The sequence below is a fragment of the Mesorhizobium sp. M0136 genome (assembly GCF_040322515.1).
Lineage (GTDB): Bacteria > Pseudomonadota > Alphaproteobacteria > Rhizobiales > Rhizobiaceae > Mesorhizobium.
On the sequence record NZ_JAMYTP010000023.1, the window covers coordinates 25,837 to 52,260 of the forward strand.

Genomic DNA, 26,424 nt, shown 5'->3' on the forward strand with positions numbered 1-26,424 from the left:
TCAATGCCGCGCCTGTGCAGCATGGCGATGTCGGAAAACGGCATCGGCAGCACCGTGCCGGGCTGCCAGTTGAAGAAGAACATCAGATCATCGGCCTGAATGCCGATGACATCGCCTACTCGGTGACCGCCGGCGCGGTACGCATAAAAAAACCGATCACCGCGTCGCGCACCTGCCTGGCATCGGCCAGCTCGAGCACGCCCAGCTTCTCGATCCCCGGGGCCACGACACAGCGGCGAACATAGGCGGCGACGGTGTCGACGTTCTCGATGACGACATTGTTGCCGGCGGCGCGCTGTATTTCGTAGGGTTCGCCCAGCGCCAGCAAATCCTCGAAGCGCGGCTCACGCAGCGTGACGCTTTCGAAGACTTCGCCATGCGCCTCATAGCGCTTCGACAGCGGAACAACCGTTTCCGCCATCGTCAGATCTTCCGGTAGACGCGGGCGATCAGCGCCACGCCGGTGACTTCGCCGGTCGCCCGGTTGATGGTCGGCGTGCCGGTGAAGGCAGCTTCGGTCCACAAATGCTGGGCGCCGCTGAAAACCTCGTTCAACGTCACGTTGAAGCCGGAAGCGCGCATCAGCCGGTTCCAGTCGTCGGTCGGCAGATCCTCGAAGGTGAGGTTGGCCTTGAAGCCGGTCGGCTCGACCGTGCGATACACCGAGCCGTCCTGGTTGGCGGCGCCTGATATATCGACATTGGACGGCATGATCTCGGCCGCGCCGCGCACCTTGATCGTCTCACCGGTCGAAAGACCGAACGTCATTTCTCCGCCGAAATTCTGCATCGGTTTTTCCTCTCAGTTGAATTGATGGCTGGACGATCAGGCGGCGCGATACTGGCTGTAGAGCATCGCGTTCGCGGCGATCACGTCGAGCGGATTGACGCGGTCGATCGGCGCCATGATATCGACGCGGTTGGCGCTCTGGCTGTTGCGCTGGACGATCAGCCGGTCGGCAAAGCCGCGGGCGTCTTCCAGCACGCCACGGTTTTCCAGCGTGTCGGCGGCGTGCACAAGTGTCGCCTTGATCGACTTCGGCGTCGAGATCGCGCCGAGGCCGCCGGGGTTTTCGTCGGCAAGCGACTTCTGCCCATGCTCGTAGGAAAGCTGCGCCCTGAAATAGCGCAGTATGGCGACGAGCTGACCCATTGCCTGGATGTCGCGGAAGGTCTCGTCCGGCTGCGAATTGGCGTCCTTCTGGTAGGTGGTGACGATCTTGTCGATCGCCACGCCGCCATCGGTGTTGACGATGACGCTGGAAATGCCGGAGCGCAGCATGGTGTTGCGGCCGGCATAGGTCGGCACCAGCGAGCGGTCGCGCGGCGGCCGCTCGCCCTGGACGACCAGGCCCTTCTGGTTGCGCGAGACGTTGCCCGTGGCATCGTCGGACAGCCATGGCACGATGCGCGCCGTGCGGGCAGCGGCGGCCAGCCAGGCGGGCGTCGGGTTGCCGGCGGCGACAGGCAGGCGCGGATGAATTGTCAGATGCCGGTCGTTGAGCGCCAGGCCGATCGTGGTCAGCGCCGACAGCGTGCCGGCCGCGGTGGTGAAGACATGGCCATAGACCTGTCGATTATACGCCCAGCGGCCGGACACGTCGTTCATCGCCGTGGTGTAGCGGGTGATGTTGGTCGCATCCGAGAAGGGCGAGACGATCCAGTCGAAGGGATCGTCGCCGAGCGCCGCCAAGGCCGCCGACAAATCCGGGCTTCCGGTCGGCACGACGGTGTTGGTGATGGTGACGGCCGCACCGGCGAAGGCGTTGCCGGCGACGATCGTCGGCACATAGATGTCGTGGTCGACAAAGATCAGGCCGAGATGGCGGGCGGTGACGGTCACCGTGTCGGTTGCAACGGTGGCGGTGACCGACAGCGCCGCACCTGTCAGCGCGTTGAAATAGGCGTTGATGGCGGCAGCAAGGGCGGCGGCCACGGTATTGGCGCTGTCGCCCGCCGCGATCTGCACCTGCACCGGCTCGCCGCCGATCTCGATGGTGGCGACACCGCCGCCGGCCGGAACCGAATTGACCTTGATCGTATCGACGCGCGCGGTGCCGGTCGCCGGCGCCGCCAAGATCCAGGTCTCCTGCGTCGGCGCGTTCAAGAACGCGACACGCGCCATTTCAGCCAGCATCGAACCGGCGCCGGCAAGCGCGACAGCCTCCTGCGCCGAGCCGACCGGCGTCGGAACATTGTCGGCAATCGCCGCCCCGGTGTTCTTGTGGCCGATCAGAAGCAGGCGCGAGGCCGACTGGTAGGAGCCGCCGGAGGTGACCTCAAAGGCAAACAGCGGCGCGACCAGGCCGGCGCCCGGAATGTTGTTGAACAGGATGCCCATCAGTTCTTCTCCTTGCGCTTTCCTGCCGAGGCAGGCGCTTCGATTGGTTTGTCGATGATCAGCGAGCCGTCATTGATCAGCTGCAGCCAGGCCGGGTCCTCACGGTCGACGGTCAGGCCTTCGGCCGGAAAGTCGACGCTGGGGTTGAACGGGTGCGGCATGCGGTGGCCGGAATCGGCGAGCTTGACGTGAACAAGATTGGCCATGGTCTAATCCTCGATTTCCGGAAACGGCTGCGCGATAGACGCTGCAGGCCCCATCTCGCCGGACAGCCCTGCCTGCTTCACTTCGAAGGCGATCGTATCGATGATCGGCAGCGGAGCGGCGGCCGCGAACTGCGCGGCCATGTTGTCGAGTGTCGCCCTGGCGTAGGAGTTCGCCGGCAGCAGTGCCGCGATGCGTGCGGCCGGCTGCGGCAGCCCTGCCCCGCCTGAAAAGTCGTCGTCGGGTATCTGGCAGTCGAACAGCATGGTCGTGCGCTGCCAGCGCAGGCCGAGTTCGGGGACGGCAAAGCCCTCCTCGTCGATGCTCTCGACGGCCATGACGATCTGGCGAAAGAGAGTGCCGGTCGGCCCCTGCGTCAGCACGTAGCGCACCTGGGCACAGAGCGCCGAGAGCACGATGCGCGCTTTCGGATCGGAGCCGACCATGGCGTCGGTATAAGGCGAGCCGTCCTCGTCCTGCGCCGACACGCAGAGCTCCGCCACCACCTCGAGCATGGTGCGGCCGTTTCGGGCGACGCTGCCCTGCCCTTGGCCGCGGCGCGGCGATTCCGACTTGCGGGTGAACAGCGACAGCACCGGCGTGTATTCCTCGCCAGCGTCGAGTTCGTCGATCGCCGGACGGCGGCTGTCGAAGACGCGATGGCGCGCCAAGGTCGGCAGCGCGGTGCCGGCCAGCATCGCGACGGTCGGGCACAGGCTCTCGACAGCGGCCAGCCGGGTGATTTCGGCTGCAATTGTCATGGCCGGCCCTTGGTGCGGTTGACGAAGATGGCAAGACGCTTGCCGCCGTCGACCGGAATAGCCGCGACGAGAAATCGGCCCTTCTCAACGCCGGTCTCGAGGTCCAGCCAGACGATCTGGTCTTCGACCTTGACCGGCTCGGGCCAGTCGGTCGACAGCGCGGTGACGACTGCCTCATGCGCCGGCATTTCACGCGCCCGGTCGCGGTCCGATGACAGTGTCGAGGGATGCGAGAAGCCCGGCGCCAGTGCGGCCGGGCCGAAATGGATCGATCCGAGGAATGGAAAGCCGACACGGTCTGGATCGGCCATGCGGGTATCGTTGACGCCGACGCGCCGCGCCGTCGGCAGGACGCGGAAAGTCTCGCGGTCGAAGATTTCGGCGACGTTCGTTTCGAGCGCCGCCGAAGCCTCGTTCCAGTCGATCATTGTGTCAGCACCAATCAGGTGTTGCGCGCGCCCATCAGCGTGCCGGGGCGGGTGCAGAGCTGCAGCGCGTTCATCTGCAACTCGCCATTGATGCCCTTGTCGTTCGGCATCTGCCACTGCTTGGCGTAGAGACGCTCGCCGAGCGTGTTGACGGTCTCGATGTAATCGGCCGGCGAGATGTAGGTCTTGAACAGATTCGGCACGCCGACCGGGAAGAAGCGCGCCTTGGTCGTGGCGATGCCGACGCCCTCGCCGTCGATCTCGCCGTAATTCTCCCAGACGATACCGCCGAATTCAAACGTCGGGTTCGATGAGCGGTTCTTGCCAACGAAAGAGTCTCGCAGGATCTGGGCTTCGGACCATCCCTTGTAGGTATCGCGAACCTCCTTATGGGTCAGCAACTGGTCGAAGAAGGTGTCGCCGACAAAGGAGTGCACGGAGGCGAACGGCACGGCGCCGAGGGCCTTCTTCTCAGCTCGGATCACCTTCGTACAGGCAAGGCGAAGGGCGCCATCGGCAGGGGTGGGGTTATCCAGGTCGAAATCGACTTCGGCGACCTGGCTGATGCCGAATTCGGTGAACAGATTGAGGGTCGAGCCGTCGGCATAGGTGATGATGCCGGTGACGGCTCCAAGGCGGGCCTGCTCCTCGGTCAGGTCGAAGTCCGAGGTATTGGCCGCAATGACGGCACCGACTATCTGTTGCACCGTCGCCAACTGGTCAGACGTCCCTTTTGCGCGAACGTTCTGCACCTGGTCGGCGAGCACGCCCCAGTCGCGCTGGAAGTGCGGCACCTTGAAATCGGTCATCTTGCGCTTGGGCATGTCGCGGGTCTCGCCGGGACCGCCTCGCGGGGTCGGCTTGACCAGCTGCAGGATGTCGCCAACGCGCTCCATGGCGATGGTCGTGGTGGTGACGGGATGCGAAGAAAAAAGGCCCATCTCGCCGATGCGGCCGGGCCGGTATTTCAGGTCATTGACGAAATCGGTCAGCGACGTGCAGCTGAACGCGTCATTCTTGAAGATGTCGAGGATGTTGTCCATTTTGGGTTTCCTTGGAAATCCTGGCTGGCAGGAGATGGTCGGCGCGGCGGGCCGCGGGCTCAATTCAAAGGCCGGCGGTCACCCGCCGCACCGTCAGTTGCGGATGATGATGCCGCGCGCCTCGAGCGCCTGGACCGCGTCGGCCTTGTCGGCTGCGGCGATGCCGGCCGGCCATTCGAGCTGGTGGCCGTTGACTTCCGCCGAGCGGGCGATGATGGCGATGGCCGCCGTGGCGTCGGCCGGCGTGACGACGGGATACAGCGCGATTGCCGCCGCGACCTCGGAACCGTCCGTGCCGGCCGGATTGTAGGCGACATACTGGAAATCATCCGCGTCGGCCGCGACCGTGACGGTGAAGCGGTCGCCGGCGACGAAGTCGGTGGCGTCGGCGATGGTGAATTTGATTTCCTTGTTGAAGGCGACGCCGACCGTCGCCTTGCCGATCGACTTGCCCGTCGGATCGGTCACCTCGAAGGTGCCGCCATTGGTCGCCGGCTCGGTGCAAATGATGTTGTAGACGCCGTCCTTGACCCTGGACGAGACGGCCGGATTGGCGAGCGTCAGCGCGCCGGAGCCGGCGGTGTTGCCGGCATCGGCGGCCGCGGTGGCGACGACACCGGCAACGACCGCGATGCGGCCGAGCACGGTGCCGGCAAGAAGCGTCTGCGAAAAGGCGACGGTGGCGTTATCGCGCGAGCGGTGGAAATTCGCCTCGCTGAGCAGGAATTCGCCGGCATGCCGGCCTTCGGTAACAGTCGTCATGGCTTCAGCCTTTCACGATTTTGAGGATGGTGCGCGAAAGGCTCGATCAGCCGTTGCGCTTGTTGATGCTGTCCGCCGCCTTCTTCCAGCCGGCCGAAGCATCGGCGGGGTTCGGAGCATTGCCGGGCTGCGCCAGGCTGGCAGCGGCCAGGCGGGTCTGCTCATAGGCGGCGGCATCGGCGCCGCCTGCCGGCTTGGTTGCCGCGACATTGGCGACGACGAAGGCAGCGACATCCGCGCCGGACATAGAAGGCGACTTCGCCGCCAGGTCGAGGGCGGCCGACATGCGGCCGGCATCGCCCTTGACGCCGTCGGCACCAAGCGCCGCCGTAAGGCGGGCGGTGGAAGCGGCCATGCCGGCGGCATGGCCCTTGGTCTCAGCCGCCGCGACGGCTGCGTCATGATCTGCCTGCGAAATGCCCGCTGCGGCGGGCGCCTGATTTCCGGACATTCCGGTCTCCTTCGCCCGCGGGGGGCTTTGGGTTTCGATTGACGCTTGCGCGCCGGTGGCATCCCCGATCGGGGGAATTTCGTCGGCCGGTGCGGACATGGCTTCGCGCACCGCCGCCAGAATGCTGGACATGATGATCAGTCCTTTCCGTTGACTGCCGAGATGAAGGCGGCGAAGGCTTCCTGGCCGTTGCCGATTGCGTCGACCAGGCCGAGCCGCAAGGCCTCTGCGGCGTTGAAGCATTCGGCTTCGGTCTTCAGCGCCGCCGCCTTGTTGAAGCGTTTGCCGCGCCCGGCCGCGACGATGCCGGCGAACCGGTCGCGCATGACCTCGCATTCGGCCTGCCAGCGTTCAGCGAGGCCGGCCGGAAGCGGCTGGTAGGGATTGCCGTCGACCTTGTGCTTGCCGGCATGGATCAAGGTAACCTTGATGCCGTCCTGCTCGAGGTTGCCGGAAAAGTCGGCATGCAGCATGACCACGCCGATCGAGCCGGCGCCGCCGAATTCCGGCATGATGACCTGGCGCGCCTGGCTGGCCAGCATATAACCAGCCGAATAGGCGAAGTCGGTCAGGATGGCGATCGTCGGCTTGGCCTTCGACAGGTCGCGAATGGCATCGGCCGTATCGAAAGCGCCGTTGCCCTGCCCGCCGAAGCTGTCGACCTCGAAGACGATGCCTTTGACGTCGGCGCGTTTCTTGGCGCGGGCAATCTGCGTCTGCAGGCCCTGATAAGAGGTCTCGCCGGAAGACGAGCCGATATAGCCGCCCTTGTGGACCAGCGTGCCCTCGATCGGAATGATGGCCACGCCCTCGACCATGTCGAAGGTGGAAATGCCCTTGCGGTCGAAGGCCCGGCCAAGGCCGTCGCCGATCACCCCGGTCGACGGGCGGCCGTTGGCGAAGGCCACGTGATCGACCGCGCCTTCACCATTGACCAGCGATATCGAATGACCGGTCAGGCGCGGCCCGAGCAACCGCGCCAGCGTCTCCGCCTTCTGCGGATGATAGAGCAGCGGCTGGTCGAACACCTGCCCGCAAATCCTGTCGAGGGCTACTGACATGAGCCGCCTCCGACGAAGCGTATCGTCTTGGCGTAGCGCGAACGCTTGCCATTCTTGGCCGAGCAGGCCGCAGCAAGCCGCATCAGCTCGGCATCAAGGGCGGCGACGCTGCCGACCGAAACGCGCACGCGCTGATGGGTGACCGGCGAGCGCACCTCGGTTTCCTCGACACGTTCACCGGCGATCAGCTTCAACTTGGCTGCATAGAGCGCCTGGTAGAGCGCGCACGGGTCTTCCGCGTCGACAGTGACGCCGGCGATCTTGACCAGAATTGGCATTATGCGGCGGCCTTTTTAACCGGCTCTTCGGGCGCGGCGGTGTCGGGCGGGCCGGCATTGCGCGGCACGAAGGGCGAAGGCATTTCTGCCGCGACATATTTCTGGTGCTCGCGCACTCGCTGCTCGAAGACCTCATCGGGATCGTAGCCGAGTTCGGCGCATTCGCTGGCCAGCGTCGAGGTGCCGTTGACCAGGCGCTCGGTCGCCGCCTTGGCGCTCTTGCCGTCGTCGGCCGATGGCTTGGCCGGTCCCTGCCACAGCGCCCAGCTGACGCGGTCGCGATTGGCGGCGAATGCCTCATAGCCACCCTTGAACGGGATGCGGCCTTCGCCGATCTCCTCGTCCAGCCAGGCTTCGTAGATCGACTGCGCGATCGGCGCGGCGATCCGCTCGCGGCGGCGGGTGACTACGGGCCAGATCGACGAATTCTCCATTCGCACGCTCGAATACGTGGCCGCGGTGTGGTTCATGGTCAGGCCGCCGAAGGTGATGCCGATGGCGCGCGCCATGTCGCGCGAGAGTTCGTCGGACACCGGCAGAAATTCAGGCCCCGGCGTCTGCGTGGTCAACAGCTTGAGTTCTTCGCCGGGCGCAAGATGCGACACCTGCGGATCGCCGCTGATCGAAATCTTGCCTTCCGCGGCGCGGCTGAGAGCGCCGGCGAAATAGTCATAAAAATCGCCGTGCAATTCGCTGTCATCCGGCAGCGCCTCGATCGCCTCGAAGGCTTCCTTCGACGGATTTGGGCTGGTCAGAGCGGCGGCGAAAACCGTCTGCAGGATGCCAGTCTGGATCTTGGCGTCGACCAGGATTTCGTGCTGGATGTGCTTGCGGAAGGCTGGTGCGATGCGGGAGATGCCGCGCACGTCTGTTGCGTCCCATGGATCGAAGACGTGCATCACCTGCAGCCGGCCCGTCGCATCGTAAGCGCGGTAATCGCGCTTGGTCCTGATGCCGCCCTCTTTCTCCTCGAAGCGATAGGCTATCGGCCTGCCGTTCGCTTCATGGATGACGCCCTGATAGAGGCCTTCATACTCGTTGGTGTCCTGCACAAGCGCCGTCGGCGGCACCATGCAGACCTTGGTTCCGGTCGAAATGCCGTAGCCACGGCGTTGCGCGATGGGCATGTAGGAGATCACGCCGGTGGCCTCGCCATAGGCCATGTCCCAGCGCAAGGCGATGTCGATCATCTGCGGCACGGTGAACTTGCCGCGCATGTCGCATTCGCGCGGGTTCCACGCATAGCGCTTCCAGCGCCGCTTGATGAGCTTGATCAGCTCCGCCTTCTCGGCATCGCTGTAGCCGAGCCCAGACAGGTCCGGCGTCGGGTTGAGAAACAGCTCGACGCCGACCGTATCGGCAAGCACCTGGTCGGCGGCGCCCTTCAGCCGACCGGAATTCTGGATCAGGTCGATGGCCAGCCCGGCGGCGCGTCGCCAGGCGAGGCGGATTTCATCGCGACTGTCGCGCAGGATCGCCGGGCGCGTGTTGATGATGGCCGAGCGAGAATCGCGCAGGAACGCGGCGCCGGGAAGCGGACGCGCGGAAACATCCATGCCCGCCTTTCGTCCCAGGAGCCGGTCGATCAGTTTCACGTTCGCTTCGCCCATTTTTCACGGTTTGCCTTGCGGCGCGCGTCGCGCTCCGGATCGGCTTTTCTGGTCTTGCCCTTGAACGGCCCGTCCTCGGCCGCTTCAAACAGGTCCGGTTCGGCCGGCTTGCCGTGCAGTTCGGTCAACAGATCGGCCCAGCGCTCGGCATTGAGCCGGCGCTTGTGCTTGAGATGCCAGGCCAGCGCGAAGGCGTAGACCGTGGTATCGAACCAGTCATTGGCGCGGCCTAAAATCTTCTTCCACTCGCGCGGCGCCTTCGGGCTGATCAGGTTGCGCGCCCGCCGCGAGACCGTGGCGCGCGCTTCCTCGTCCGGATCGACCAGCCGCTCGGCCGTCATCTCCTTGGCGAACTCGTCGTCGCAGAGCTCGTTCGACAGGTGGATGGTGTTGCGCGGCCAGCTGCCCTTCTCGTCGGGACCGAGCACGAAATTGGCAAGTGCTGCCATCACCGAGGTCTTGATGTCGTAAAGCCCGACCGGATAGAGCATCACCTTGGCGATGATGCGCTTGCGCTGGTCGCGAATGTCCTTCTTCACCGGCGTGCCGAGCCATGGCAGGCCGATCTGGTGGCGGCCGTCGAGCGCGTAGACGTTCGGGCGCGAGGCGCAGAAGCGGTAGACGCGATCGGTGGCAAAGCCCGAATCGACGCCAGAAATGTCGATGCCCTTCTCGCCGCCGCCGGCCGTCCGATAGGTCTTGCCTAGCGCGTCGGCAAGTTCGATCCAGGCGTCGTCGACCTGGTCCGGCGCGCCCATGAAGATCTGTCGGTCGATCAGCCAGGCGCGGTCGCGCGGCCCGACCGCCCAGACCGACCATTTGATGCCGTAGCCCTGGACGTCGGCGGCCGAGACGATGATGCCCGCTTCGGCCGGGATGGTCCCTTGCGGGAACGGAAACTTGCGCGCCGCCTCGACGATCTTTTCCCATTCGACGGCGACGCCGCCGGGATCATAAGGCAGCGCCAGATCCTGCTGGTAGAAGGTGCGCAGCTTCGTCGTGTCGCCTTCTGCGTCCTTGAAGCGGTGCCAGATGTCGGCGAAGCGTTCGCGCGGCGCGTAGGCGGCCCACAGATGGTAGCTCGGCTGCCATTCGCGGCAGCGGCCCTCGCACGGGTCGCAGCGCCACCGGCCGATATCTTCGGGCGCGATCGCCTCCGGCACCTTCTCCTCGCCGTCATGGACGCGGCGGGCGATCCAGTGCGCCCGTGCATTCATCTCGGCCTTGTGACCGTCGAGGATGGCGCCGTTGCAGGCGATGCAGGCCATGTGCACCGGCAGATTGGCCGCCGGGTCGGCCTCGCGCATCTGGTCGAATTCAAGCGCCTGATAGATGCCGCAATGCGGACAAGGCACGTAGGTGTAGCGCTGGTCGCCGGCTTCGAAGTCACCGGAGATCGCGCATTCCCCGGTTATGCCGGGGGTCGAGCCCTCCCATTCCTTGGCGAGATCGCCATACATCTTCTGGCGCGCCCGAGCCTGGTCGCGCGGGCTGCCACGGCCGTCGACATCGCGCGGGTAGCCGGTGACCTCGTCCATGGCGAGATACTTGATCGACACCATCTGCAGGCCCTTGGAGGAGCCTGCGTTGACGATCTGGCAGAAGCCGCCCGCGTAGCGCTTGAACGAGGTGGTCGACCCCTGCTCGTCGCGGCTGTTGACCGGCATCACCTTGTGCGCGATGCGCGGGCTGGCCTCGATGGTCGGCTGCAGCTTGACCCGGTTGAACTTGGTCGCTTCCTCGAGCGTCGGCAGCACGATCATCATCGAGCCGGGCGCCTGGTCGACGATGAAGCCGAACCAGTTCTCGATTGCCGTCGACTTGCCGAGCTGCGCCGCCCAGCGGCAGGTGACGCGCCGCGCCGGATGGTCGGGATGCAGGCAATCCTGCGGCTCGCGCAGGTAGGGAACGCGGTCGGTCTTGAACGGGCCGGGCCAAGGCGACCCCGATTCCGGCGAGACGACGCGGTATCGGTCCGCCCATTCCGAGATCGTCAGGTCTGCGACGGGCCGGCTTGCGGCCTCGAGGCCGGCGAACAGGACTTCCGCCCCATGCGGCAGCTCCGGAAAGGAAAGCCGCGCGTCGTGATAGCTCATTGCAGGGGCGCCTGGTCGAACGGACCGACGTCGCCTGCCGCCCGCTCCCGCTCTCGCTGATCGAGACGCTCGCGGATCTCTCGGTTGAAGTCGTCGAGGCCGACGCGGACAAATCCTTTCAGCGCAATGCGCGCAACGCGCTCGTCCCAGCCATACTTGACCGAAAGGCTCGCCGCCTCGCTTTCGATCGCCCGGTCGAAAGCGCTTTGCATGAGCGCGATCGCGTCGCGGCCGGCTTTGTCGACCTCTGCCGTCGGCGTCAGTTCGCCGCGGCGCTTGGCGAGGTCCATCTCGCGCATCTCGGCATCGGCCTGCGCCTTGCGAGCGAAACCGTCGGACTGGCTGCCGGCGAACCTTGATGGCGGCTTGGCTGGCAGCCTGCCGACACCCGGCGGCTGACCAGCAATCGGCGGTACCGTGCGAAGGCGGATGTTCTCGCCGCGGTGCGCCACCAGCGCGCCGAACTCGACCAGGTGGGACTTGCCCTCCTCTCGCGTCGGCAACGCTTGTGCGTGCTGTTTCAGGTAGCGCGACAAGGTCGAGCGGTCGATCCGGTCACCGGCCGCGCTCAAACGCGCCGCAGCATCCGTGATCGAAATCCACTCGCCGGCGTCGGCGTCGGTCTCGATGTCCATGCGTGCAGTGTCCCGTGCGGCACGCGTGCATCACACGTTCTTGCGTGTACCGCTTTCCGACGCGCCTACTAGAAAAATCCCGGGCTCCCCCGGGCCCGTATGGGTCGAAGACGCTGGTACGGTCCCTACACCGGGGGTGGGGTCAGCGGGGCAAGAGGCGATCGACCTCATGCAGGTACCGAGGCATCAGGTTCTGTTCGATGATCTCGGTCAGCACTTGGAGGTAGACCTCCGGGTTGTTGGTGATGTCGTGCGCCGGGTTCGGCCCGAACAGCTCCCGGATGGGCAGCCTTGCCTTGCCCTGCCGTCTGAACACACCCTCATGGCCGCTCTTCATGCCGGCGATGAAGGCGGAGCGATATGATCCTCTCAATCGCACGCGCACGCCGGTGGCCGTCTGGGTCGCACCGAGCTTATAGAGCGGTATCCATCCAGAGCGGACGATCACATCCGACGTGTTGCCGCCGGCATTGAACTGCGCCGTGGTCACCGCCCTGACCCGCGATGGCGGGATATCGATGCGCTCGGCATCGCGCTTGATGATGCGGCTGCGCGCCATTTCGGTGACGCGGCGCATGGCGCGAGCAGCGGCCTTGGCCTTGATCTGCTCGGGCAGACGCGCAATGGCGCGTCCAAGATCCGCAAAGTCGGACGCATCGACATGAAGCTCGACGGTCACGCGGCTTTCCCAATGAAAAACCCCGGTCGCTTGGGGCGCCGGGGTGATTTCTTTTTTACCGTGTTCAGATGTATGTCAAGTTTCTCCCGCACGTCAACAGACAGCAGCAGTTTTTTTCGCGGGCCGGTCTGCCGCCCTTTCGACGATGGCTACACCCGGTCGATCGGCATCCAGCCACGGCGTCATCGAGCGGTCCGAGAACACCAGCCTGTGCCCGGTCAGCTGCAGCGCGATCTCGGCCTCGAGGCGGCGCAGCGCGGCGACCCAGATCTGGTAGTCGAGCCGGCCGAGGATGTCACCGGTCGGATCGGTCGAGAACTCGAATTTGCGATAGGCCCCCTTCAACGGCCTTTGCTTGCGCTCATCATAGCCGTGGACCTCGAGATCGTATGTCTGGCCATTGATGTCGGTTACCCGCTTGGTCACGAACCAGGCGGGCTTGCCGCCGCGTTCGATCATCCGGACCTTGGACGGCTCCGCGACAACGTCGGGCTCGCGGCCGAGGATGGCCGTGCCGACGACGAGGCTGACGATTCCGGCAGCGCGACGCTGCGGCGTTCTGACCATGTAGCGCTCAACGGCCTTGCCGACGGCCGCCTCTGCCATGCCTTCGGTGTCCGGCCAGTCGGCCAGGGCGTTCCAGCCTGCCGGTACCGCCACGTCGCAGCGCGACAGGCCGGCCACCGCGCGCCCGACTGCCACCGCATCGTCATGCGGCTCGCCCTGCTCGATCCAGTAATTCTCGGTATCGCCCCTGCCCCGGTCGATAATCGCGCCAAGCTCGGCAAAGCTGGTGATCTTGCCCCATGACGAGGCCTCCAGCATCCGCCAGGCCGAATTGGCATTGTCCAGCCCGTCGACCCCGCCGCCCTTCGGCAATTCATGGACAAAGGCCCATGTCAGCAATTCCTCAATGGTCACGGTTTTCATTGTCTTATCCCTTGCGACAGTTTTCGAGAGTTTTGCGATAGTTTAGCGATAGTTGTAGAGGGTAGTTTATTGAGGGATTTCAATCCGTTGTGTGGAATACGCGGGAGTTGCGACAGTTATTGCTGCCCATAGGCGCAAGAAATTCGTTTCCCCGCTCCCCTTCCCCACCTCTATAGGCGGCGGAAAACTGGTGCAAACTGGTGCAAGCGTTTGTTTTCATTGACCTATTCTCGCTGGCTAGACTGTCGCTGAGTGTCGCTGACTATCGCAACTGTCGCGGCTTAAAACGTAATGAATTCAAGGCGCGCATGGGTTTGCGGACACGCACAACACGTCTGGAAGGGGTTGCGGGGATCATCGCAAATGGCCCTCGAAATCGCTGGAGCCCGAGCCAAGATTGCCCTGTCTGGAGGCCGGCACGTCGACCAGCCTGACGCCGCGATAGACGACGATGCGGCCATCAATCCGGTCGTATTTCTTCTTCATGATCAGGCCGAAGGCGGTCAGCGAGATCGGCTTGCCGCCCTCGTCGACGGTGAAGTCGACATAGGCCTGATAGAACTCCTTGGCGGTCAGCTCGGCCGCGCCGTCGGGCACGACGCAGCGGGCGCAGAAGGCCGAGGTGCGATCCATCTCGTCGCGGTATTCCTGCGTCTTCAGCCGCACCGCGTCCGGGATGACCAGGCCTTCGCGCAGGAATATCATCACCCCTTCGATCAGCCAGTTGAGAATGCCCGGATATTCGGGCACGAACTCGGCCACCACTTCCTCGAACTCGCGCTGGTCGGCCTCGGCGATGATCTTCGACCAGTGGATGACGGCCATGCGCCGCCAGATGCCGTTGTCGGTGCCGGTGATCTTGGGATAGCCGTTGCCCGACATATGGCCGGTGAACACCGGCTTGAAGTCGAAATAGCCCTCGAACAGGTCGCGCACGGTGAAGTGCTCGCCGCCGGTCAGGTCCTTGACCAGGTTCTCCCGGAGATCCTCGCCTTCCGGCAGTTCCTTGACGCGCAGGAAGCGCCGGCCATAGAGCCGCGCCATGTCGGGATTGGCGGCACCGCCCGCCTTACCCTCGCCGATGAACGATTCCGATGGCAGGGTGACGGCGACCTCGCCGAGCAGCCGGCACAGCGTTTCCATGTAGACCGACTTGCCGTTGGCGCCCTTGCCATAGTGGAAGAACAGTTTCTGCACGGTGACGCCGACCAGGCCGAGGCCCGAGGCGACCTGGACCATGCGGCGCACTTCGTCGAGCGGCAGCTTGTCGCGCAGGAATTCATCCCAGCGCGGGCATTTCGCTTTTGGGTCATAGGGCACCGGAACGCGCTGCGTGATCATATCCTGCCGCCGATGGCCCTCGACAACCTTGAGCTCGGCATCAGCGATGTGGATAAACTCTGGGAGGTCGTCGCGGCTGTCCTGTTCTTCGAAATCCGGGGGATCGTCGAAGGCAGGGTTGCGGACGCGCTTCGTGGTGCGCCGGAAACACAACGTGTGGCCGGCAAGCGCCACCTTGAGCGGGTCGGCGTTGAATTCGTCGGGCCCGCGCTGGATATGTGGCGCAGCACAGGCCAGCATTGCCTCGAGGCGGCCCTTGTTCTTCGAGGAAACGGCATGGTTCATGCGCCGGCTGACGCGCTTGGCGAGGTTGGCGTTGGCGGTCGCGGCCAGCTTGGCGAGCTTGCGCTGCACCGGCGTGCGCTCCTCCTCGGCGATCTTCAACGCCTCGGCGCCGCGCTCGATCGCGTGCTTCTCCGCCGGTGTGTGGTCGATATATTCGACCTCGAGCGCGATGCGGCCTCCGACATTCTGCGCCACCGCCAGCGCGCGCGGCTCGCCGGTGTCGATATCCCAATGCGTGCCCGTCCAGACCGCATAGGCAGCCTTGCGCGCCTTGGACTGGGCCCGCACCAATAGATCCTCGCCGAAATGGGCAAGCAGCCGCTCGGCATTGTCGGTGTCGGAGTGATCGAGGCCGGCACAGGCCTTGACCACCTCGAGATCGACCTTGCTGCCAAGGCGCGGGCCGGTGCCCGGCTCGCCATCCTCCAGTTCCGCGACACCTGCATCGAGATCGAGCGGGGTGCGGGGCAGGCCGGCGGCCGCCGCCTGGCGCGAAGCTTCTTCGAGAACAGCCGCGACCTCGTCGGGCATGCTTTTCTTCTTTTTGGTCACAAATCCCCCGCAACGGCCGCGGCCGCCATGCTCGAAAAATCATACCCCTCGCGCGGCCACACGATCGGGATCAGCCGGCCCGGCCGCGCATGGCGAGCGCGGGCCCGGGCCATGGCGGCCGCCGTCATCACCCGCTCGGAATCGCCGTCGGCCAGCAGCACCAGCTCGTCGACGTGGTCCGCCACCCACATGGCATCATCGGCGTCCTGGTCAGCCTTCGGCACCGGCCCGGCGATCATCACCGGCCGCGAGACGCCCTTGGCGTCCGGCTTCTTCAGAGCCGGATGGGCAAAGCGCGACGAGGCCTCGGCCGGACCAGCCAGATTGCCGAGATCGCCGGCGGCGAAATAGAAGGTGTCGGCGCGAAAACCTTCCCAGACACCGAAGGCGACGCCGTTCTCGATGCCTTCGCCACCGACCCAGCGGCTGCAGTCCGGATGGCCGGCGATCGGGATCAGGCCGCCCTTCTTCGAGCCGCGCATCTTCTTGGCCGGCAGCAATTCGCCGGTCGACGGGTCGACCAGCTGCGGTCGGAACTTCGGCGGCCGATCAAGGTCGATCCAGGTGATATGGCAGCCGATCGGCACCAGGTCGGGCATGATGAAGGGTGCGACCATCGCCGGGCCCGAATACAGCGCGGCCGGACTACCGCGCTCGTCCTGGCCGTGCCAGTAGGTCACGTCGGCGCCGACGCGCAGCCAGGTGGCGTCGGGATAGCCGCCACAACGATGCTGCAGATAGAAGCGGCCATGCATCTGTGCCGCCGTGCGCAGGGCCGTCAGCGACTGATAGATGCCGCGCGCCTTCTGCCGCTCGCGTTCCCGAAACTCGCCCTGGCTGGCAGCCCGCTCGGCGAAGGCGGCCTCATTCTGCAGGCGACGCTCTTCCAGCCGCTGCTTGCGCGCCGCGCGATTCTCATCGCTTTCACGCTCGCCCTCGTCCGGAATGTCGCGGGCGAGCACGATCGAGCAGGCCTCGAGGAGACCATCGCGTCGCCTGACATCCAGGCCTTCGCAATGGGCGGCCATGCCGATAGAATCGTTGCCGCCGATGCCGCCGGCGCGGCAGTTCCATTTTTCCTTGCGCGTGTTGAACGCGAACGTATCGGTGCCGCCGCAATGCGGACAGGGCTGCGGATGCTCGACACCGCGCAGCTTGAACTTGAGGTTGAGGATCTTGGCCGCATCCTCGATCGACACCGCGCGCGCGTCTTCGATGAAGAGCTTGATCGCTTCGCTCATGGCGACATTGCCGCTGTCGCGATGCCGCCCGAAGCTATATCATCGCCCAAAATATCGGGGGAAGTTAAGCTATGGATACCTCTACGATCCAAGCGCCAATACCGGGTCCCACACTTGGCAACTGGGAAATCGGCAGAATTATTGAGTTGTTTACGTATAGAGATCGAGTTTTCGAGGGTCCGCATGCTAGGGCAGCGGCCGAAGCTGCTGCCCGTGATCAAAGGACAATTCATTCCAATCTCTTCAGCCGCGTCAGCAGCTGGGCTAGCAGGTCCTTGGATGGTGCGGGGATCAAGGGTGCAGTTGACGCTTTTAACGGGAACTATGTTGCCGAGGTTCACAGTGGGAGAGTGCCCTTCGATTTGAATGATGCGGAGGGGGGGCAATGGATCGTACGAAATAGATTGAGCATTCCCGTGCTGACAGACGAAGATGTTGTCGCGTTCGTTACCGATTTGAGGCTTGATAGCCGAGACGCGGGTCAGAACCTCTACCAAGAATTGGTAGTTCTCATGATTGCGGCATACTTGCGAGCAACCAGGCTTAGCGGGGCTGCAATTGACTTGTACAACAATGTTCGACAGCTCTCCGTGAGTATTGCTATGGCATCCGCACGGATTGAAAGTTTCCTGCTCGTCAACGGGAACCCGGTCGATTTTGACCTTCCCATTGCGAAAGTCTCCGCCCGTTTGGGAGTACTTGAGACGCAGCTTGGCGCATTCAGCACTGCCGTCGAGACCGAGAAGGAAAACATCTCGGCCCTGCAAATACGGTTTGAAAGCCTCTCCCGCTATGGCCCCGAATTCACCGATAAGGTGGCGAGCCTCAATGCTGAGTTTGACGGCCTCAAGGCCTCGATCGAAGAACGCCTTAAGCTGCGCGAAGCAACCAAACTGTGGGGAAAAAACGGGGCCTGGGCGGCTTTTGCATTCTACCTTTCGGGTACTATTCTGATTTTGACGTTGGCCAGCATTCCAATCGGCGCTTTCTGGTTCCGGCAAGGCATTCTTGATTTTCTGCAAAACATCGAGAGCGCGATGGTGGCAGGGGCGACTGGAAACAGCGAAGTAGCAGCCACGGTCAGTGCGCTCGGCAGACTTGTTCTCATTACGTCGCCTCTGGGCTTTGTCGTTTGGCTGATCCGACTGCTGGTCAGGTACAACACACGCTCGTTGCTCTTGATGGATGATGCGCGACAGAGGGTAACCATGCTCAACACCTATCTGTTCTTGATCGAGCAGGATGCCGCTGTGAAACAGGATAGAGGGGTGATCTTGGAAGCATTGTTCCGCCGCCCTCCCGGTCACGGAGCCGACAGCGTAGATGCCCCAAGCTTTACCGAATTGCTCAGGTATGGCCAAGAGAATGCACCGAAGGCCAGCTGATGTAGTTTTCACTCCGCCGCCTCCCGGTAGCGCATCAGGTGGCCGCAATTGGCCGCGACCAGCGCCGCCGCCATCGGCGGCGAGACGCTGTTGCCGCAACAGGCAATCTGGTCGCTCTTGGGCAGCGGCTTGCCGTTAAAGTCGAGATCGATGATGTAATCCGGCGGGAAGCCTTGGGCGGAAAACAGCTCGCGCGGCGTCAGCATGCGCATGCCTATGTCGACGATGGTGAAGGTCTCGCCATCGATGTCGAGCGTCACGAACTCGCGCTCATCCCAGAAGCCATGCACCCGCATGAAGTCGGCGACCTGGCGCGCCCGTGCGGCCTGCTCTTCGGTGAAAGGCGGCCAGCCGATTTCGCCCTCGACGAAGCCGAAGCGGTCTTTCGTGGTGACGGAGTGGCAGGGATCATCGATGCGGGCGCCGTCACCGGTCCCGTAGTATTTCTGCATGAACGGCGCGACGAGCATCGACTTGTTGACCTTAGCCGTCGCCGTATGTGTCGGCTCTTCCATGTCGTGCCCGACCGAGGTGCCGAACTGGCGCGACACGAAGGCCGCGACGACGCTTTGCGTGCTGCCCTTCTGCACGATCGTCGACAGCGGTTCGCGAGCGTCGTGACCCGGTTCCTGATAGTTGTTCTGGGCAAGGAAGGCCGCCGTGACGCAAACGTCCGCCTTGGCGGTCTGCGTCGCCATCGGCTCGTCGCCGCCGCGTGGCCGGCTCTGTCCGGCGCGCCCGCCGCATCCGATCAGCGTCGGCACCGCCAGTGCGTGCTTGACGCCGCCGGCGACGACAGTGCCGATCGGCGCGCTTATATCGAGCGCCCGAGGCGCTTGGCCCTCCCGCTCGCCATAGCCCATCTGGATCAATGTCGGCGCGATCACCGCGTTCTGATCTTTCTTGCTGGCGGTGATCGTATGCGCCGGATCCTCGACGCTACGGTTCGCGCCGCCTTGCTGGCCATAGGTCAGCACCGGAGCAACCACGCCGAGCGGCGCGGCACCACCTGGGCGCTTCTTGAAGCTGTTGGCGGTCACCGTTGCCAGCGGCTCGCGCGCATCGTGGCCAGTGGCGCCGGTGTTGAAGCGGATGACCGATGGCGCGACCACCGCATGATTGATGCCGCCGGCGGTCACCACCGACAGCGGATCGTCGACCGAGCGGAAACCCTTGCTCCATCTCTTCACGCCGGATGGCGAGACCTCGCCATGCGCGACATCGACCAGGAACGGCCTCTTGGCCTTAAGCACATAGCGGTCGACGCCACGCGCCACCCGGCTCATGGTCGCATCGGCGAGCGGCCGCACGGCGCGCAGCCCGAGCTTGTCCATGATCTCCGCCGACGTGCCGAAGATCGACGGGCATGGCAGCGACCAGTCGATGATTTCCGCAGCCGTCCGCCACGGCAGCTTGCGGCCGGCAATGACGTCCGGATCGTCCGGCTTGCCATGCGTCGGCTTCGGCCAGACGATCTTTTGCCCGTCGAAGCGGACGATGACGAACAGCCGCTTGCGGATGGTCGGCGCGCCGAAATCGCAGGCGCGGAGCTCGCGATGCTCGATCCGTCCGCCAAGCCGCCGGAGAGCACGACACCACTTCTGGAAGGTCAGCCCGCGCGCTTCGGGATCGGGCATGAGGCCGCGCTCGGTATCGAGCAGCGGTCCCCAATCCTGAAACTCCTCGACATTCTCCAGGATGACGACATCGATGCTGCCGCCGCTTTCCTGAATACGTTCGACCCAGCCCGGAATGATCCAAGCGAGATCGCGAATGTTGCGCTCGACCGGCTTGCCGCCCTTGGCCTTCGAGAAGTGTTTGCAATCGGGCGAAAACCAGCCGAGCCCGATATGCTTGCCAGCGACATGGTCGAGCGGGTCGACCTTGTAGACGTTTTCCGACAGGTGCAGCGTCTCGGGATGGTTCGCCGCATGCAGCGCGAGTGCCGCCGGATTGTGGTTGATGGCGATGTCGGGCGAACGGCCAAGCGCCATCTCGATGCCGGTCGAAGCACCTCCCCCACCGGCAAAGCTGTCGAGGATCAAGGGCGGATAGTCGATCTGGGCAAGCGGCGCCTCGAAGTCGAGCAGCATTCACATGCCCTCCGCCACGACATTGATGTCGCCGCCCCGCGTGAACGGGCGCGCCTTGTCGAGGATCTGGTCGATCGTGCCGCCGGACAGGCCGAGCCGCGCCTTCACCTGGTTCGGGCTGAGCCCCATCTCGAACAGCAGCCGGATGCCCTCCGCCTGCATGGCGAGCGGCAGCTTGAACAACTGCTTCGGGTCGATGCTGCCTGGTTTGCCGAAACCCGGCAGCGGCTTGGTCATAGTGGCCATTCGTCGGGCTCCCAGCATGGTTTGTGATAGGATTGGATGGAGACGAGGCCGGCGACGCCGAACATGAAATCGGCGCGGTTGCGGATCAGCCGGCCGCCCTTGCCGTCGTCGACCGTGTCGAGCCGCGAGCCGTTGACGACACCGTGCTGGCGCATCTCGCGGTCGATATCGGCCGTCGTGGCATGCAGGCATTCGAAGACGACGACGAAGGCTCTTGATTTGGGCCCGAAACCGTTGACCAGCTGCACCCAATAGACGTAGCGCTTGGGATCATCAGCCATCTGCCCGCCCCTCCGTTTCAGTGCTCTTCCCGTGAAACACATCCGGTGTTTCACGCTCCGGATCGGCGGTTTGCGGCGGGTCGTAAAAGGCGCGGAAGGAGAGCTTCAGCCAGTCGCAGACGGCGATGGCCTTGGGCGCCGACACGCTCTGGCCGTTGCAGATGCGCGACAGGTCTGACGCGCAGACGCCGATCTCGGCGGCGCAGACGCGCCAGCCGCGACCGTCATCCTCCAGCCGCGCGCGCAGCAGGCGGCCGAGCCCGCGAAAGTCGTATTGGGCCAGCCTACCCATGCCGGTACTCCCTTTTCAGGAAGAGCGCCGGCTCCTCGCCGATCCAGTCGCACAACGCGAAGAACTCATAGCTGCCGGGATTGCGCCCGCGGGCGGCGCGCAGCACGGCGTCAAGCTCGACTTCGGCCTCTTTGGCGACGCGCCGTTGCGTCTTGCCGCGATGGACGCGGCGCGCCTCGAGGAACATGGCGAACACGTCGAAATCGACATGGCTGGGATCGAAGGCGTCGGTGACGATCGGCGCGAGGTTCATTCCGCAGCCTCATCCATTTCAGCAGCGGATTGCTCGGCCGCCATCAGGTCGAACAGGCCGGGCCCCTGCCCGCCTCCGGATGCGATCTCGGCATAGGTGACGCCGTCGGCGAAATAGTCAGGGTTAAGCTCGACCGCGACAGCCTTGCGGCCCATGCGCAGCGCGCAATAGGGCACGGTCATGATGCCGCCGAACGGGTCGAACACCGTCTCGCCGGGCATCGAATGCTGCTCGATCGCCCGCTCGACGATGTCGAACTGCAGCGGGCAGAGATGCATCTCTCGGCCCTTGCGCTGCTGCAGCATGTTGAGCGTTCGCATGCGCGCCACGTCGGTCCAGATCTCGGGATGGTCGCTATGCGGCGGCGCGATCATGAAGGTCGGAGGCAGCCTGCCTTCGGCGTCGAGCACCTCGGCGAATTCGACATGCAGGGCGTGGTCGTAGACGTTCTCTTCCGCCCATTTCTTCCAGCCGCGATAGATCTGCTTGGCGTCGAGCTTGACCAGGCGGCGCAGCTCGTCGGGCAGCAGCGGCCGGTCGCCGCTGGAGCGCCACACGCCGTTCGCGTCGATCTGCCAGCGGCCGCGCGAATAGCCGGTGCCGGGTACGCTGCGCAGCGCGCGTTCGAACGTCTGGGTGCGCACGCCCTCGCCCAGCGGCAGCGCCTTGTCCGGCTGCTCGGTGTGATCGGTGAAGGACAGCGGCTTCTGCTTGACTACAGGCTGGTCGGCGTAGCCGTTGGAGCGGTCGGTCGGCAGCTTGCGGAAGGTCAGCGTGTATTCCGGCATGCCGTTGCCCTGCCGGGTGCCATCCTTGCATTGCTCGCTCCAGCCGAGCCGATAGGTGCCGTTGTTTTCGCGCACGACGTCGGTGCCGATCGTCACGCGCGACATGAGGGCGAAGCCGTGCCGGCGGAAATGCGCGGAGCAATCGTCGGAGAATGGATTGACCGTCTGGAAGCCGAAGCCGTTGACGCCGCCCGGCACGATCCGGTCCTTGACATGGATGACGGCGAGCCGGCCGGGCTTCAGAACGCGCAGCAGCTGCGGCGTCAAAAAATCCATCTGCGCCCAGAAATGCGCGTCGTCGTCGGTGTGGCCGAAATCGTTGAAGGACGGGGTGTATTCGTATTGCGTCGAGAACGGGATCGAGGTGACGATCAGATCGACGCTGTCGGACGCCATCGACCGGGTTTCCTCGACCGTGTCGTTGTGCACGACCAGGTAGTTTTCGCCGCGCACCTCGCGCCTGACAACACCCATCGAGCGCTTCAGCGCGCCCTCGATCGCCTGTTCGGCCAGGCCGAAACGGCGGATGATCTCCGCCATCTTTTCCGACTGCGCCTCGAACTGGCGCCAGCGCCGTTCCAGCGTGCGGCGCATCTCTCGCTCGGCCTCGGTGTAGACCAGGTCGAGGCGAACGCCGAACGTCTGGCCGAATCTCTGGATGCGGAACACCGACTGGATGAAGTCGTGAAACTTGAAGCCGATGCCGGTGTAGATCGCCCAGCTGCAATAGTTCTGGAAATTGCAGCCCGAGCCGTTGATGACCGGCTTGGTCGCCAGCTCGTCGATTTCACCCCTGGCGAAGCCGACGACGCGCTCTTCCTTGGTATCGTCGTCGAGCGTTCCCCAGACCGATTTGACGGTCGGGATCGCCTTCTCCAGCGCGTGCCGCTCGGCCTCCAGATCGTGCCAGAGGATGCGATGCGCGCCAGGATCCTCGGCGCGGATTTCCATGACCTTGGCGATGCGAGCGTCGAGGCTGCGCTTCTTCTCGCGCGCAGCCTCGGTCACGCCATGCGCCGAATTGGCGAACAGTCTGCCCTGCCCGTCGCGCTCCTCGCCGGCAGCGCTATGGTCGGACGGGATCTCGTGCCAGCGGATATCAAGCGGCGGCAGGTCGTAGCCTTCGTCGGAATAGCCGAGGTCTGACGGCTTCTGGACGAACAGCGCCCAGCTCGCGACCCACAGCCAGAACTCTTCCTCCTTGTGCGGATGCAGGGTGAGCGCATCGGCCTTCTCGCTGTCGCGCTTGAAGAACCGGGTCTTGGCCTCGCCGACATCCATGACGCCGAGAAAGGCGGCATAGGCGAGCAGCTCGATATATTCGTTCGGATCGGGCACGGCGGTGGCGACGAAGCGATAGCGCACGCCGGCGTGCTTGCGGCCGGTGTTACGATCGTCGCCGGCAAAGGTCGCCATGAACTCGCGAAACGTCTTGGTGCCGCCAAAGCCGCGCAGCACGGCAGCCTCGTCGAGCGAGGCAGCGGTGAACAGGCAGGGGTCTAGCTTGCCGTCGCGGATCGTCTCGTAATTGGTCAGGTGGATCAGCACGGTCTCGGCGCCGATCTCGTTCGGCGCTTCCATCTGCCCGGGCCGGTTGATGAACTTCAGCCGGATGTTCGGATGGCGCTTTTCGACCTCGAGGAAGAATTCATGGCGCACGCCAAGCGGCACGACGATCAGCCCATGGCCGCCGGCATGCACCAGGCATTGCCGGATCACCTCGAGCTGCGTCGATGTCTTGTGCAGGCCGAAGCGCAGGAACAGCGCGCGCCGGCCGCCGCGGCAGGCCCATGGCACGATCGCCTGCGTCATCGGCTTCAGCAGCGGGTTGACCGTTGCCGGGTCCACATCGAAGCCGAGCGCCGGCGCCAGGCGCACCTTGGCCTTCAGGAATTCGGCATAGTCGGGATGCGCCGTCATGCCGATTCCTCGACACGCGAAAGATCGGCGAGATAACCAGCCTGGGTGACGCGCACACGCCGCCGATCGAGGTAGAATTCGATCAGGCCGCCGGCCTCTAGCTTGTTCCAGGTGGCCCGCATGATCGGCGCGCGATCGCCGCCGGCGACCAGCACCTGGTTGCGGTCAAAGACCCCATCGCCATTGCGGTTGCGCAACCATTTGAGCGCGGCGAGCATCGCTGTGGTCATGCCGCCACCCTCGGCTGGCGTTCACTCAGCAAATGCCGGCGGCAGTAGCGCGTCTCCAGCACTTCCTGTGCGCGTTCGGCCCCGCAGACCGGCATGTCGGGACCGCCCGGCGCGAACCAGTCGCAAGCAAAGTGCAGGCAGCGGTTCGTCATCACCGCGTCGAGAAAAGTCATCGGCAGCGTCGCCGGCAGATTGGCGACCGGCTCGGCCTCGAACAGCCGCTCGACCGGCGCCTCGATCGACGGCGCGTTGACGATGCGACGGACCGGCCGATACTTCCGCTTTGGCGGCTTCTCGGTCTTGGGCGTGGCCCGCCCGATCGCCTGGTTCTTCGGCTGGCCGAGCAACTGACCGAGCCTGCCCTTGCCGCGCTTGAGCTTGCCGATAACGGCATTACGGCTGCGATCACCCGGCAGGCTAGCCGCAATCTGCGCGGCGGAAAGCCCTTGGCCTGCCAGATCGCGCAGCGCCTGCAGGTCTTCGGTGGACCAGTCGCTCATGCGGCACCGCCGACCAGGCTGAGGCCACCGGCGCCGCGCGCCGCGGCCGCTGCCTTGCGCAGTTCGGCAACCGCGATTTCCAGTTTCGAAGCGCCCCGGTCGATGCCGGCAAGCTCGGCCGGCGTCAGCCTTCCGTCGGCGAAGGCCATGGCTGCGGCGGCGATCAGCTCGCCGAACTGCACGACGACATCGGCATGCGCCGCCATCATCGTGGCGTTGGCCGCACCCGGCGCATCGGCATCCGCAAGACGGCGTCCGTTCAGTTCCGCCATGACGCTGGTGACCAATGGCGTGCCGCACTCGGCTTCAAGCAGAAGCACCGCCGAAAGCGGCATCAGCTCGGGATCGCCGGCATTGTTGAAGCGGCCCATCTGGCTTTTCGACAGCGAGGCGATGGAAGCGGCGCGCTCGATCGTGCCGCAGCGTTCGATCAGGTCGCGCTGCGCTGCCTTGAGGCGGTAAAACCACTGACTGGAAATTTCGGCCATGTCTGGCTCCGGGCACAGTTTTCCCGGCGTGGGAAATGCGGGCTGCATTTCCCATGGCGGGACGAAGTGGAAAGGGTTCAACTCGCGGGCATGAAAACCCGCATTCACAGCCTCACGGCGGTTCTCTCGGCAGGCGCAGCATCCGCCTCGCCTCGTCGCGCAACAGGCGCGCCAAGAGATCGGCAGGGTGCTCGCGGGCAAAGGCGGACAGCAGCTTCAACATCCGCAGCGTCTTTGGCGGCAGCCGGCGCACCGGTTCTGCCGGCGGCGGCAGCAACGTCAGCGAAGGCGAGCAGCGGAGCGCGGTCATTCGGCCGCCTCGCTGCAATGGGGGTGGCCGGTCCCGGCTTGGGGGAATTTTTCGGGACCGGCCGCGACGCCGCCGGGGCGAGCAGCATCGGAAAGCGACGCCTGGAGCTGGCGCAGAAGGATCAGAGCCGGCCCCTTGGCCGGCGGCCGCGTCTCCCAGGTGGAGACGGTCGAACGATCGACGCCGCAATGGTCCGCGAGCTGCTGCTGCGTCCAACCGAGCGCGCCCCGCAGGGCGACCACATCGACTGCTTTGTCCGTCTCTAGTTCGAACGAATGATCCAACATGAGCGGTAGTGTGAGAAAGTCACATCAATCTGTCAAGTAGAAACTCACAGCGGAAATGTGAAAAAGTCACGCCATGACGGATGTAACCCGAATAGACGAGCAGGCCGCGCGCCTACGCCAGGCCCGCGAGATGCGCGGCTTCGACAATGCGAAGGCCGCCGCGAAGCGTTTCGGCTTTAACTACAATACCTATATCCAGCACGAGAGCGGCAGGACCGGCATCACCCGCGCGGCCAAGGACTATGCTCGCGCCTATAAGGTCAGGGAGGCCTGGCTCATTACCGGCGAAGGTTTACCGCAGGATATCGATGGCAGCGACGAGTTGCGCGAGGTTTTCACGCGTCTGGCGGCGGCGCCGCGGGAGGTCCAGGCCGCCGTGCTGACCTACGCCAGATTCGCGCTTGGCGAGCCGAGCGGTGCCGAGAAATCCCGCGAAACCGCAACCACCCCGGAATCGTGATCGATCAGCACGCGCCAGCGACCGCCGTGGATTTCCCTCATCGCCGCAGCGATCGATCGCGTGTCCCTGTCGATCCGCTTGGCTATGAGCGCCGCCCTTGAATGCGGCGATTCCGCAATCGCGCGCAACTTCGCCATCGCCTGCTCGCCCGCCGCTTCGCGCGATTCGTACTGGATCACTTTCTCTCTTCTCCC

General features: G+C 64.7%; 31 protein-coding genes. 2 read left to right on the forward strand and 29 right to left on the reverse strand.

What is annotated here, in order from left to right:
- Positions 1 to 115 precede the first annotated feature (115 nt).
- From NKJ35_RS24265 to NKJ35_RS24350, 18 genes are all read right to left on the reverse strand, one after another.
- Positions 116 to 421: a hypothetical protein gene (locus NKJ35_RS24265; protein ID WP_352649849.1), complete on the reverse strand. Its 306-nt coding sequence runs from the start codon at positions 419 to 421 to the stop codon at positions 116 to 118.
- Between the two features lie 2 nt (positions 422 to 423).
- Positions 424 to 789 carry a phage tail tube protein gene (locus tag NKJ35_RS24270; RefSeq protein ID WP_352649850.1) on the reverse strand — a complete coding sequence of 122 codons (366 nt, stop codon included), beginning with the start codon at positions 787 to 789 and terminating at the stop codon, positions 424 to 426.
- 36 nt (positions 790 to 825) lie between these two features.
- Positions 826 to 2,340, reverse strand: coding sequence for a phage tail sheath subtilisin-like domain-containing protein (locus NKJ35_RS24275; RefSeq protein ID WP_352649851.1), 1,515 nt, complete (start codon positions 2,338 to 2,340; stop codon positions 826 to 828).
- Positions 2,340 to 2,546 carry a hypothetical protein gene (locus NKJ35_RS24280; RefSeq protein ID WP_352649852.1) on the reverse strand — a complete coding sequence of 69 codons (207 nt, stop codon included), beginning with the start codon at positions 2,544 to 2,546 and terminating at the stop codon, positions 2,340 to 2,342. The genes NKJ35_RS24275 and NKJ35_RS24280 overlap by 1 nt, the downstream gene beginning before the upstream one ends.
- Before the next feature lie 3 nt (positions 2,547 to 2,549).
- Positions 2,550 to 3,305 carry a hypothetical protein gene (locus tag NKJ35_RS24285; RefSeq protein WP_352649853.1) on the reverse strand — a complete coding sequence of 252 codons (756 nt, stop codon included), beginning with the start codon at positions 3,303 to 3,305 and terminating at the stop codon, positions 2,550 to 2,552.
- A complete protein-coding gene (locus NKJ35_RS24290; protein WP_352649854.1) occupies positions 3,302 to 3,733 on the reverse strand; it encodes a hypothetical protein in 432 nt (143 codons plus the stop codon). The genes NKJ35_RS24285 and NKJ35_RS24290 overlap by 4 nt, the downstream gene beginning before the upstream one ends.
- Positions 3,734 to 3,747: 14 nt before the next feature.
- Positions 3,748 to 4,776 carry a major capsid protein gene (locus NKJ35_RS24295; RefSeq protein WP_352649855.1) on the reverse strand — a complete coding sequence of 343 codons (1,029 nt, stop codon included), beginning with the start codon at positions 4,774 to 4,776 and terminating at the stop codon, positions 3,748 to 3,750.
- A gap of 93 nt (positions 4,777 to 4,869) precedes the next feature.
- Positions 4,870 to 5,538 carry a head decoration protein gene (locus NKJ35_RS24300; protein WP_352649856.1) on the reverse strand — a complete coding sequence of 223 codons (669 nt, stop codon included), beginning with the start codon at positions 5,536 to 5,538 and terminating at the stop codon, positions 4,870 to 4,872.
- A gap of 46 nt (positions 5,539 to 5,584) precedes the next feature.
- On the reverse strand, positions 5,585 to 5,989 hold the full coding sequence (locus NKJ35_RS24305; RefSeq protein WP_352649857.1) for a hypothetical protein: 405 nt from the start codon (positions 5,987 to 5,989) through the stop codon (positions 5,585 to 5,587).
- A 137-nt stretch (positions 5,990 to 6,126) separates the two neighbouring features.
- Positions 6,127 to 7,050, reverse strand: a complete 924-nt coding sequence (locus NKJ35_RS24310; RefSeq protein WP_352649858.1) for a S49 family peptidase — start codon at positions 7,048 to 7,050, stop codon at positions 6,127 to 6,129.
- Positions 7,041 to 7,328 carry a hypothetical protein gene (locus NKJ35_RS24315; protein WP_352649859.1) on the reverse strand — a complete coding sequence of 96 codons (288 nt, stop codon included), beginning with the start codon at positions 7,326 to 7,328 and terminating at the stop codon, positions 7,041 to 7,043. Before NKJ35_RS24315 ends, NKJ35_RS24310 begins: the two co-directional genes overlap by 10 nt.
- Positions 7,328 to 8,938: a phage portal protein gene (locus NKJ35_RS24320; protein ID WP_352649860.1), complete on the reverse strand. Its 1,611-nt coding sequence runs from the start codon at positions 8,936 to 8,938 to the stop codon at positions 7,328 to 7,330. Before NKJ35_RS24320 ends, NKJ35_RS24315 begins: the two co-directional genes overlap by 1 nt.
- Positions 8,920 to 11,034, reverse strand: coding sequence for a phage terminase large subunit family protein (locus NKJ35_RS24325; RefSeq protein WP_352649861.1), 2,115 nt, complete (start codon positions 11,032 to 11,034; stop codon positions 8,920 to 8,922). Before NKJ35_RS24325 ends, NKJ35_RS24320 begins: the two co-directional genes overlap by 19 nt.
- On the reverse strand, positions 11,031 to 11,669 hold the full coding sequence (locus tag NKJ35_RS24330) for a hypothetical protein (RefSeq protein WP_352649862.1): 639 nt from the start codon (positions 11,667 to 11,669) through the stop codon (positions 11,031 to 11,033). Before NKJ35_RS24330 ends, NKJ35_RS24325 begins: the two co-directional genes overlap by 4 nt.
- 142 nt (positions 11,670 to 11,811) lie before the next feature.
- A complete protein-coding gene (locus tag NKJ35_RS24335; protein WP_352649863.1) occupies positions 11,812 to 12,348 on the reverse strand; it encodes a phage tail protein in 537 nt (178 codons plus the stop codon).
- A 93-nt stretch (positions 12,349 to 12,441) separates the two neighbouring features.
- A complete protein-coding gene (locus NKJ35_RS24340; protein WP_352649864.1) occupies positions 12,442 to 13,278 on the reverse strand; it encodes a hypothetical protein in 837 nt (278 codons plus the stop codon).
- Positions 13,279 to 13,632: 354 nt separating this feature from the next.
- The gene (locus NKJ35_RS24345; RefSeq protein WP_352649865.1) at positions 13,633 to 15,435 is read right to left on the reverse strand and encodes a DNA primase family protein; all 1,803 of its coding nucleotides are present in this window, start codon (positions 15,433 to 15,435) and stop codon (positions 13,633 to 13,635) included.
- A 17-nt stretch (positions 15,436 to 15,452) separates the two neighbouring features.
- The gene (locus tag NKJ35_RS24350) at positions 15,453 to 16,697 is read right to left on the reverse strand and encodes a P4 alpha zinc-binding domain-containing protein (RefSeq protein ID WP_352649866.1); all 1,245 of its coding nucleotides are present in this window, start codon (positions 16,695 to 16,697) and stop codon (positions 15,453 to 15,455) included.
- A 404-nt stretch (positions 16,698 to 17,101) separates the two neighbouring features.
- Between NKJ35_RS24350 and NKJ35_RS24355 the strand changes: the two genes are divergently transcribed.
- Complete coding sequence (locus NKJ35_RS24355) at positions 17,102 to 18,082, forward strand: DUF6161 domain-containing protein (RefSeq protein ID WP_352649867.1); 981 nt, start codon at positions 17,102 to 17,104, stop codon at positions 18,080 to 18,082.
- 8 nt (positions 18,083 to 18,090) lie between these two features.
- On the opposite strand, the gene NKJ35_RS24360 is transcribed toward NKJ35_RS24355, so the two are convergent.
- The 11 genes from NKJ35_RS24360 to NKJ35_RS24410 all read right to left on the reverse strand — a co-directional run bounded on the left by NKJ35_RS24360 (position 18,091) and on the right by NKJ35_RS24410 (position 25,770).
- A complete protein-coding gene (locus tag NKJ35_RS24360; RefSeq protein ID WP_352649868.1) occupies positions 18,091 to 20,175 on the reverse strand; it encodes a DNA cytosine methyltransferase in 2,085 nt (694 codons plus the stop codon).
- On the reverse strand, positions 20,176 to 20,421 hold the full coding sequence (locus NKJ35_RS24365; protein ID WP_352649869.1) for a hypothetical protein: 246 nt from the start codon (positions 20,419 to 20,421) through the stop codon (positions 20,176 to 20,178).
- Positions 20,409 to 20,702: a hypothetical protein gene (locus tag NKJ35_RS24370; RefSeq protein ID WP_352649871.1), complete on the reverse strand. Its 294-nt coding sequence runs from the start codon at positions 20,700 to 20,702 to the stop codon at positions 20,409 to 20,411. The genes NKJ35_RS24365 and NKJ35_RS24370 overlap by 13 nt, the downstream gene beginning before the upstream one ends.
- Entirely contained in the window at positions 20,695 to 20,994 is a 300-nt protein-coding gene (locus NKJ35_RS24375) for a hypothetical protein (RefSeq protein ID WP_352649872.1), read from the reverse strand. Before NKJ35_RS24375 ends, NKJ35_RS24370 begins: the two co-directional genes overlap by 8 nt.
- Positions 20,987 to 21,247, reverse strand: a complete 261-nt coding sequence (locus NKJ35_RS24380) for a hypothetical protein (protein ID WP_352649873.1) — start codon at positions 21,245 to 21,247, stop codon at positions 20,987 to 20,989. The genes NKJ35_RS24375 and NKJ35_RS24380 overlap by 8 nt, the downstream gene beginning before the upstream one ends.
- The gene (locus tag NKJ35_RS24385; protein ID WP_352649874.1) at positions 21,244 to 23,955 is read right to left on the reverse strand and encodes a DNA methyltransferase; all 2,712 of its coding nucleotides are present in this window, start codon (positions 23,953 to 23,955) and stop codon (positions 21,244 to 21,246) included. Before NKJ35_RS24385 ends, NKJ35_RS24380 begins: the two co-directional genes overlap by 4 nt.
- Positions 23,952 to 24,185 (reverse strand): hypothetical protein, encoded by a 234-nt coding sequence (locus NKJ35_RS24390; protein WP_352649875.1) that lies wholly within the window; start codon positions 24,183 to 24,185, stop codon positions 23,952 to 23,954. The genes NKJ35_RS24385 and NKJ35_RS24390 overlap by 4 nt, the downstream gene beginning before the upstream one ends.
- A complete protein-coding gene (locus NKJ35_RS24395; protein WP_352649876.1) occupies positions 24,182 to 24,685 on the reverse strand; it encodes a GcrA family cell cycle regulator in 504 nt (167 codons plus the stop codon). The genes NKJ35_RS24390 and NKJ35_RS24395 overlap by 4 nt, the downstream gene beginning before the upstream one ends.
- Positions 24,682 to 25,173, reverse strand: coding sequence for a hypothetical protein (locus NKJ35_RS24400; RefSeq protein ID WP_352649877.1), 492 nt, complete (start codon positions 25,171 to 25,173; stop codon positions 24,682 to 24,684). The genes NKJ35_RS24395 and NKJ35_RS24400 overlap by 4 nt, the downstream gene beginning before the upstream one ends.
- 112 nt (positions 25,174 to 25,285) lie before the next feature.
- The gene (locus tag NKJ35_RS24405) at positions 25,286 to 25,483 is read right to left on the reverse strand and encodes a hypothetical protein (protein ID WP_352649878.1); all 198 of its coding nucleotides are present in this window, start codon (positions 25,481 to 25,483) and stop codon (positions 25,286 to 25,288) included.
- Positions 25,480 to 25,770 (reverse strand): helix-turn-helix domain-containing protein, encoded by a 291-nt coding sequence (locus tag NKJ35_RS24410; RefSeq protein ID WP_352649879.1) that lies wholly within the window; start codon positions 25,768 to 25,770, stop codon positions 25,480 to 25,482. The genes NKJ35_RS24405 and NKJ35_RS24410 overlap by 4 nt, the downstream gene beginning before the upstream one ends.
- Positions 25,771 to 25,843: 73 nt before the next feature.
- Between NKJ35_RS24410 and NKJ35_RS24415 the strand changes: the two genes are divergently transcribed.
- Positions 25,844 to 26,230 (forward strand): helix-turn-helix domain-containing protein, encoded by a 387-nt coding sequence (locus NKJ35_RS24415; RefSeq protein ID WP_352649880.1) that lies wholly within the window; start codon positions 25,844 to 25,846, stop codon positions 26,228 to 26,230.
- Positions 26,231 to 26,424 lie beyond the last annotated feature (194 nt).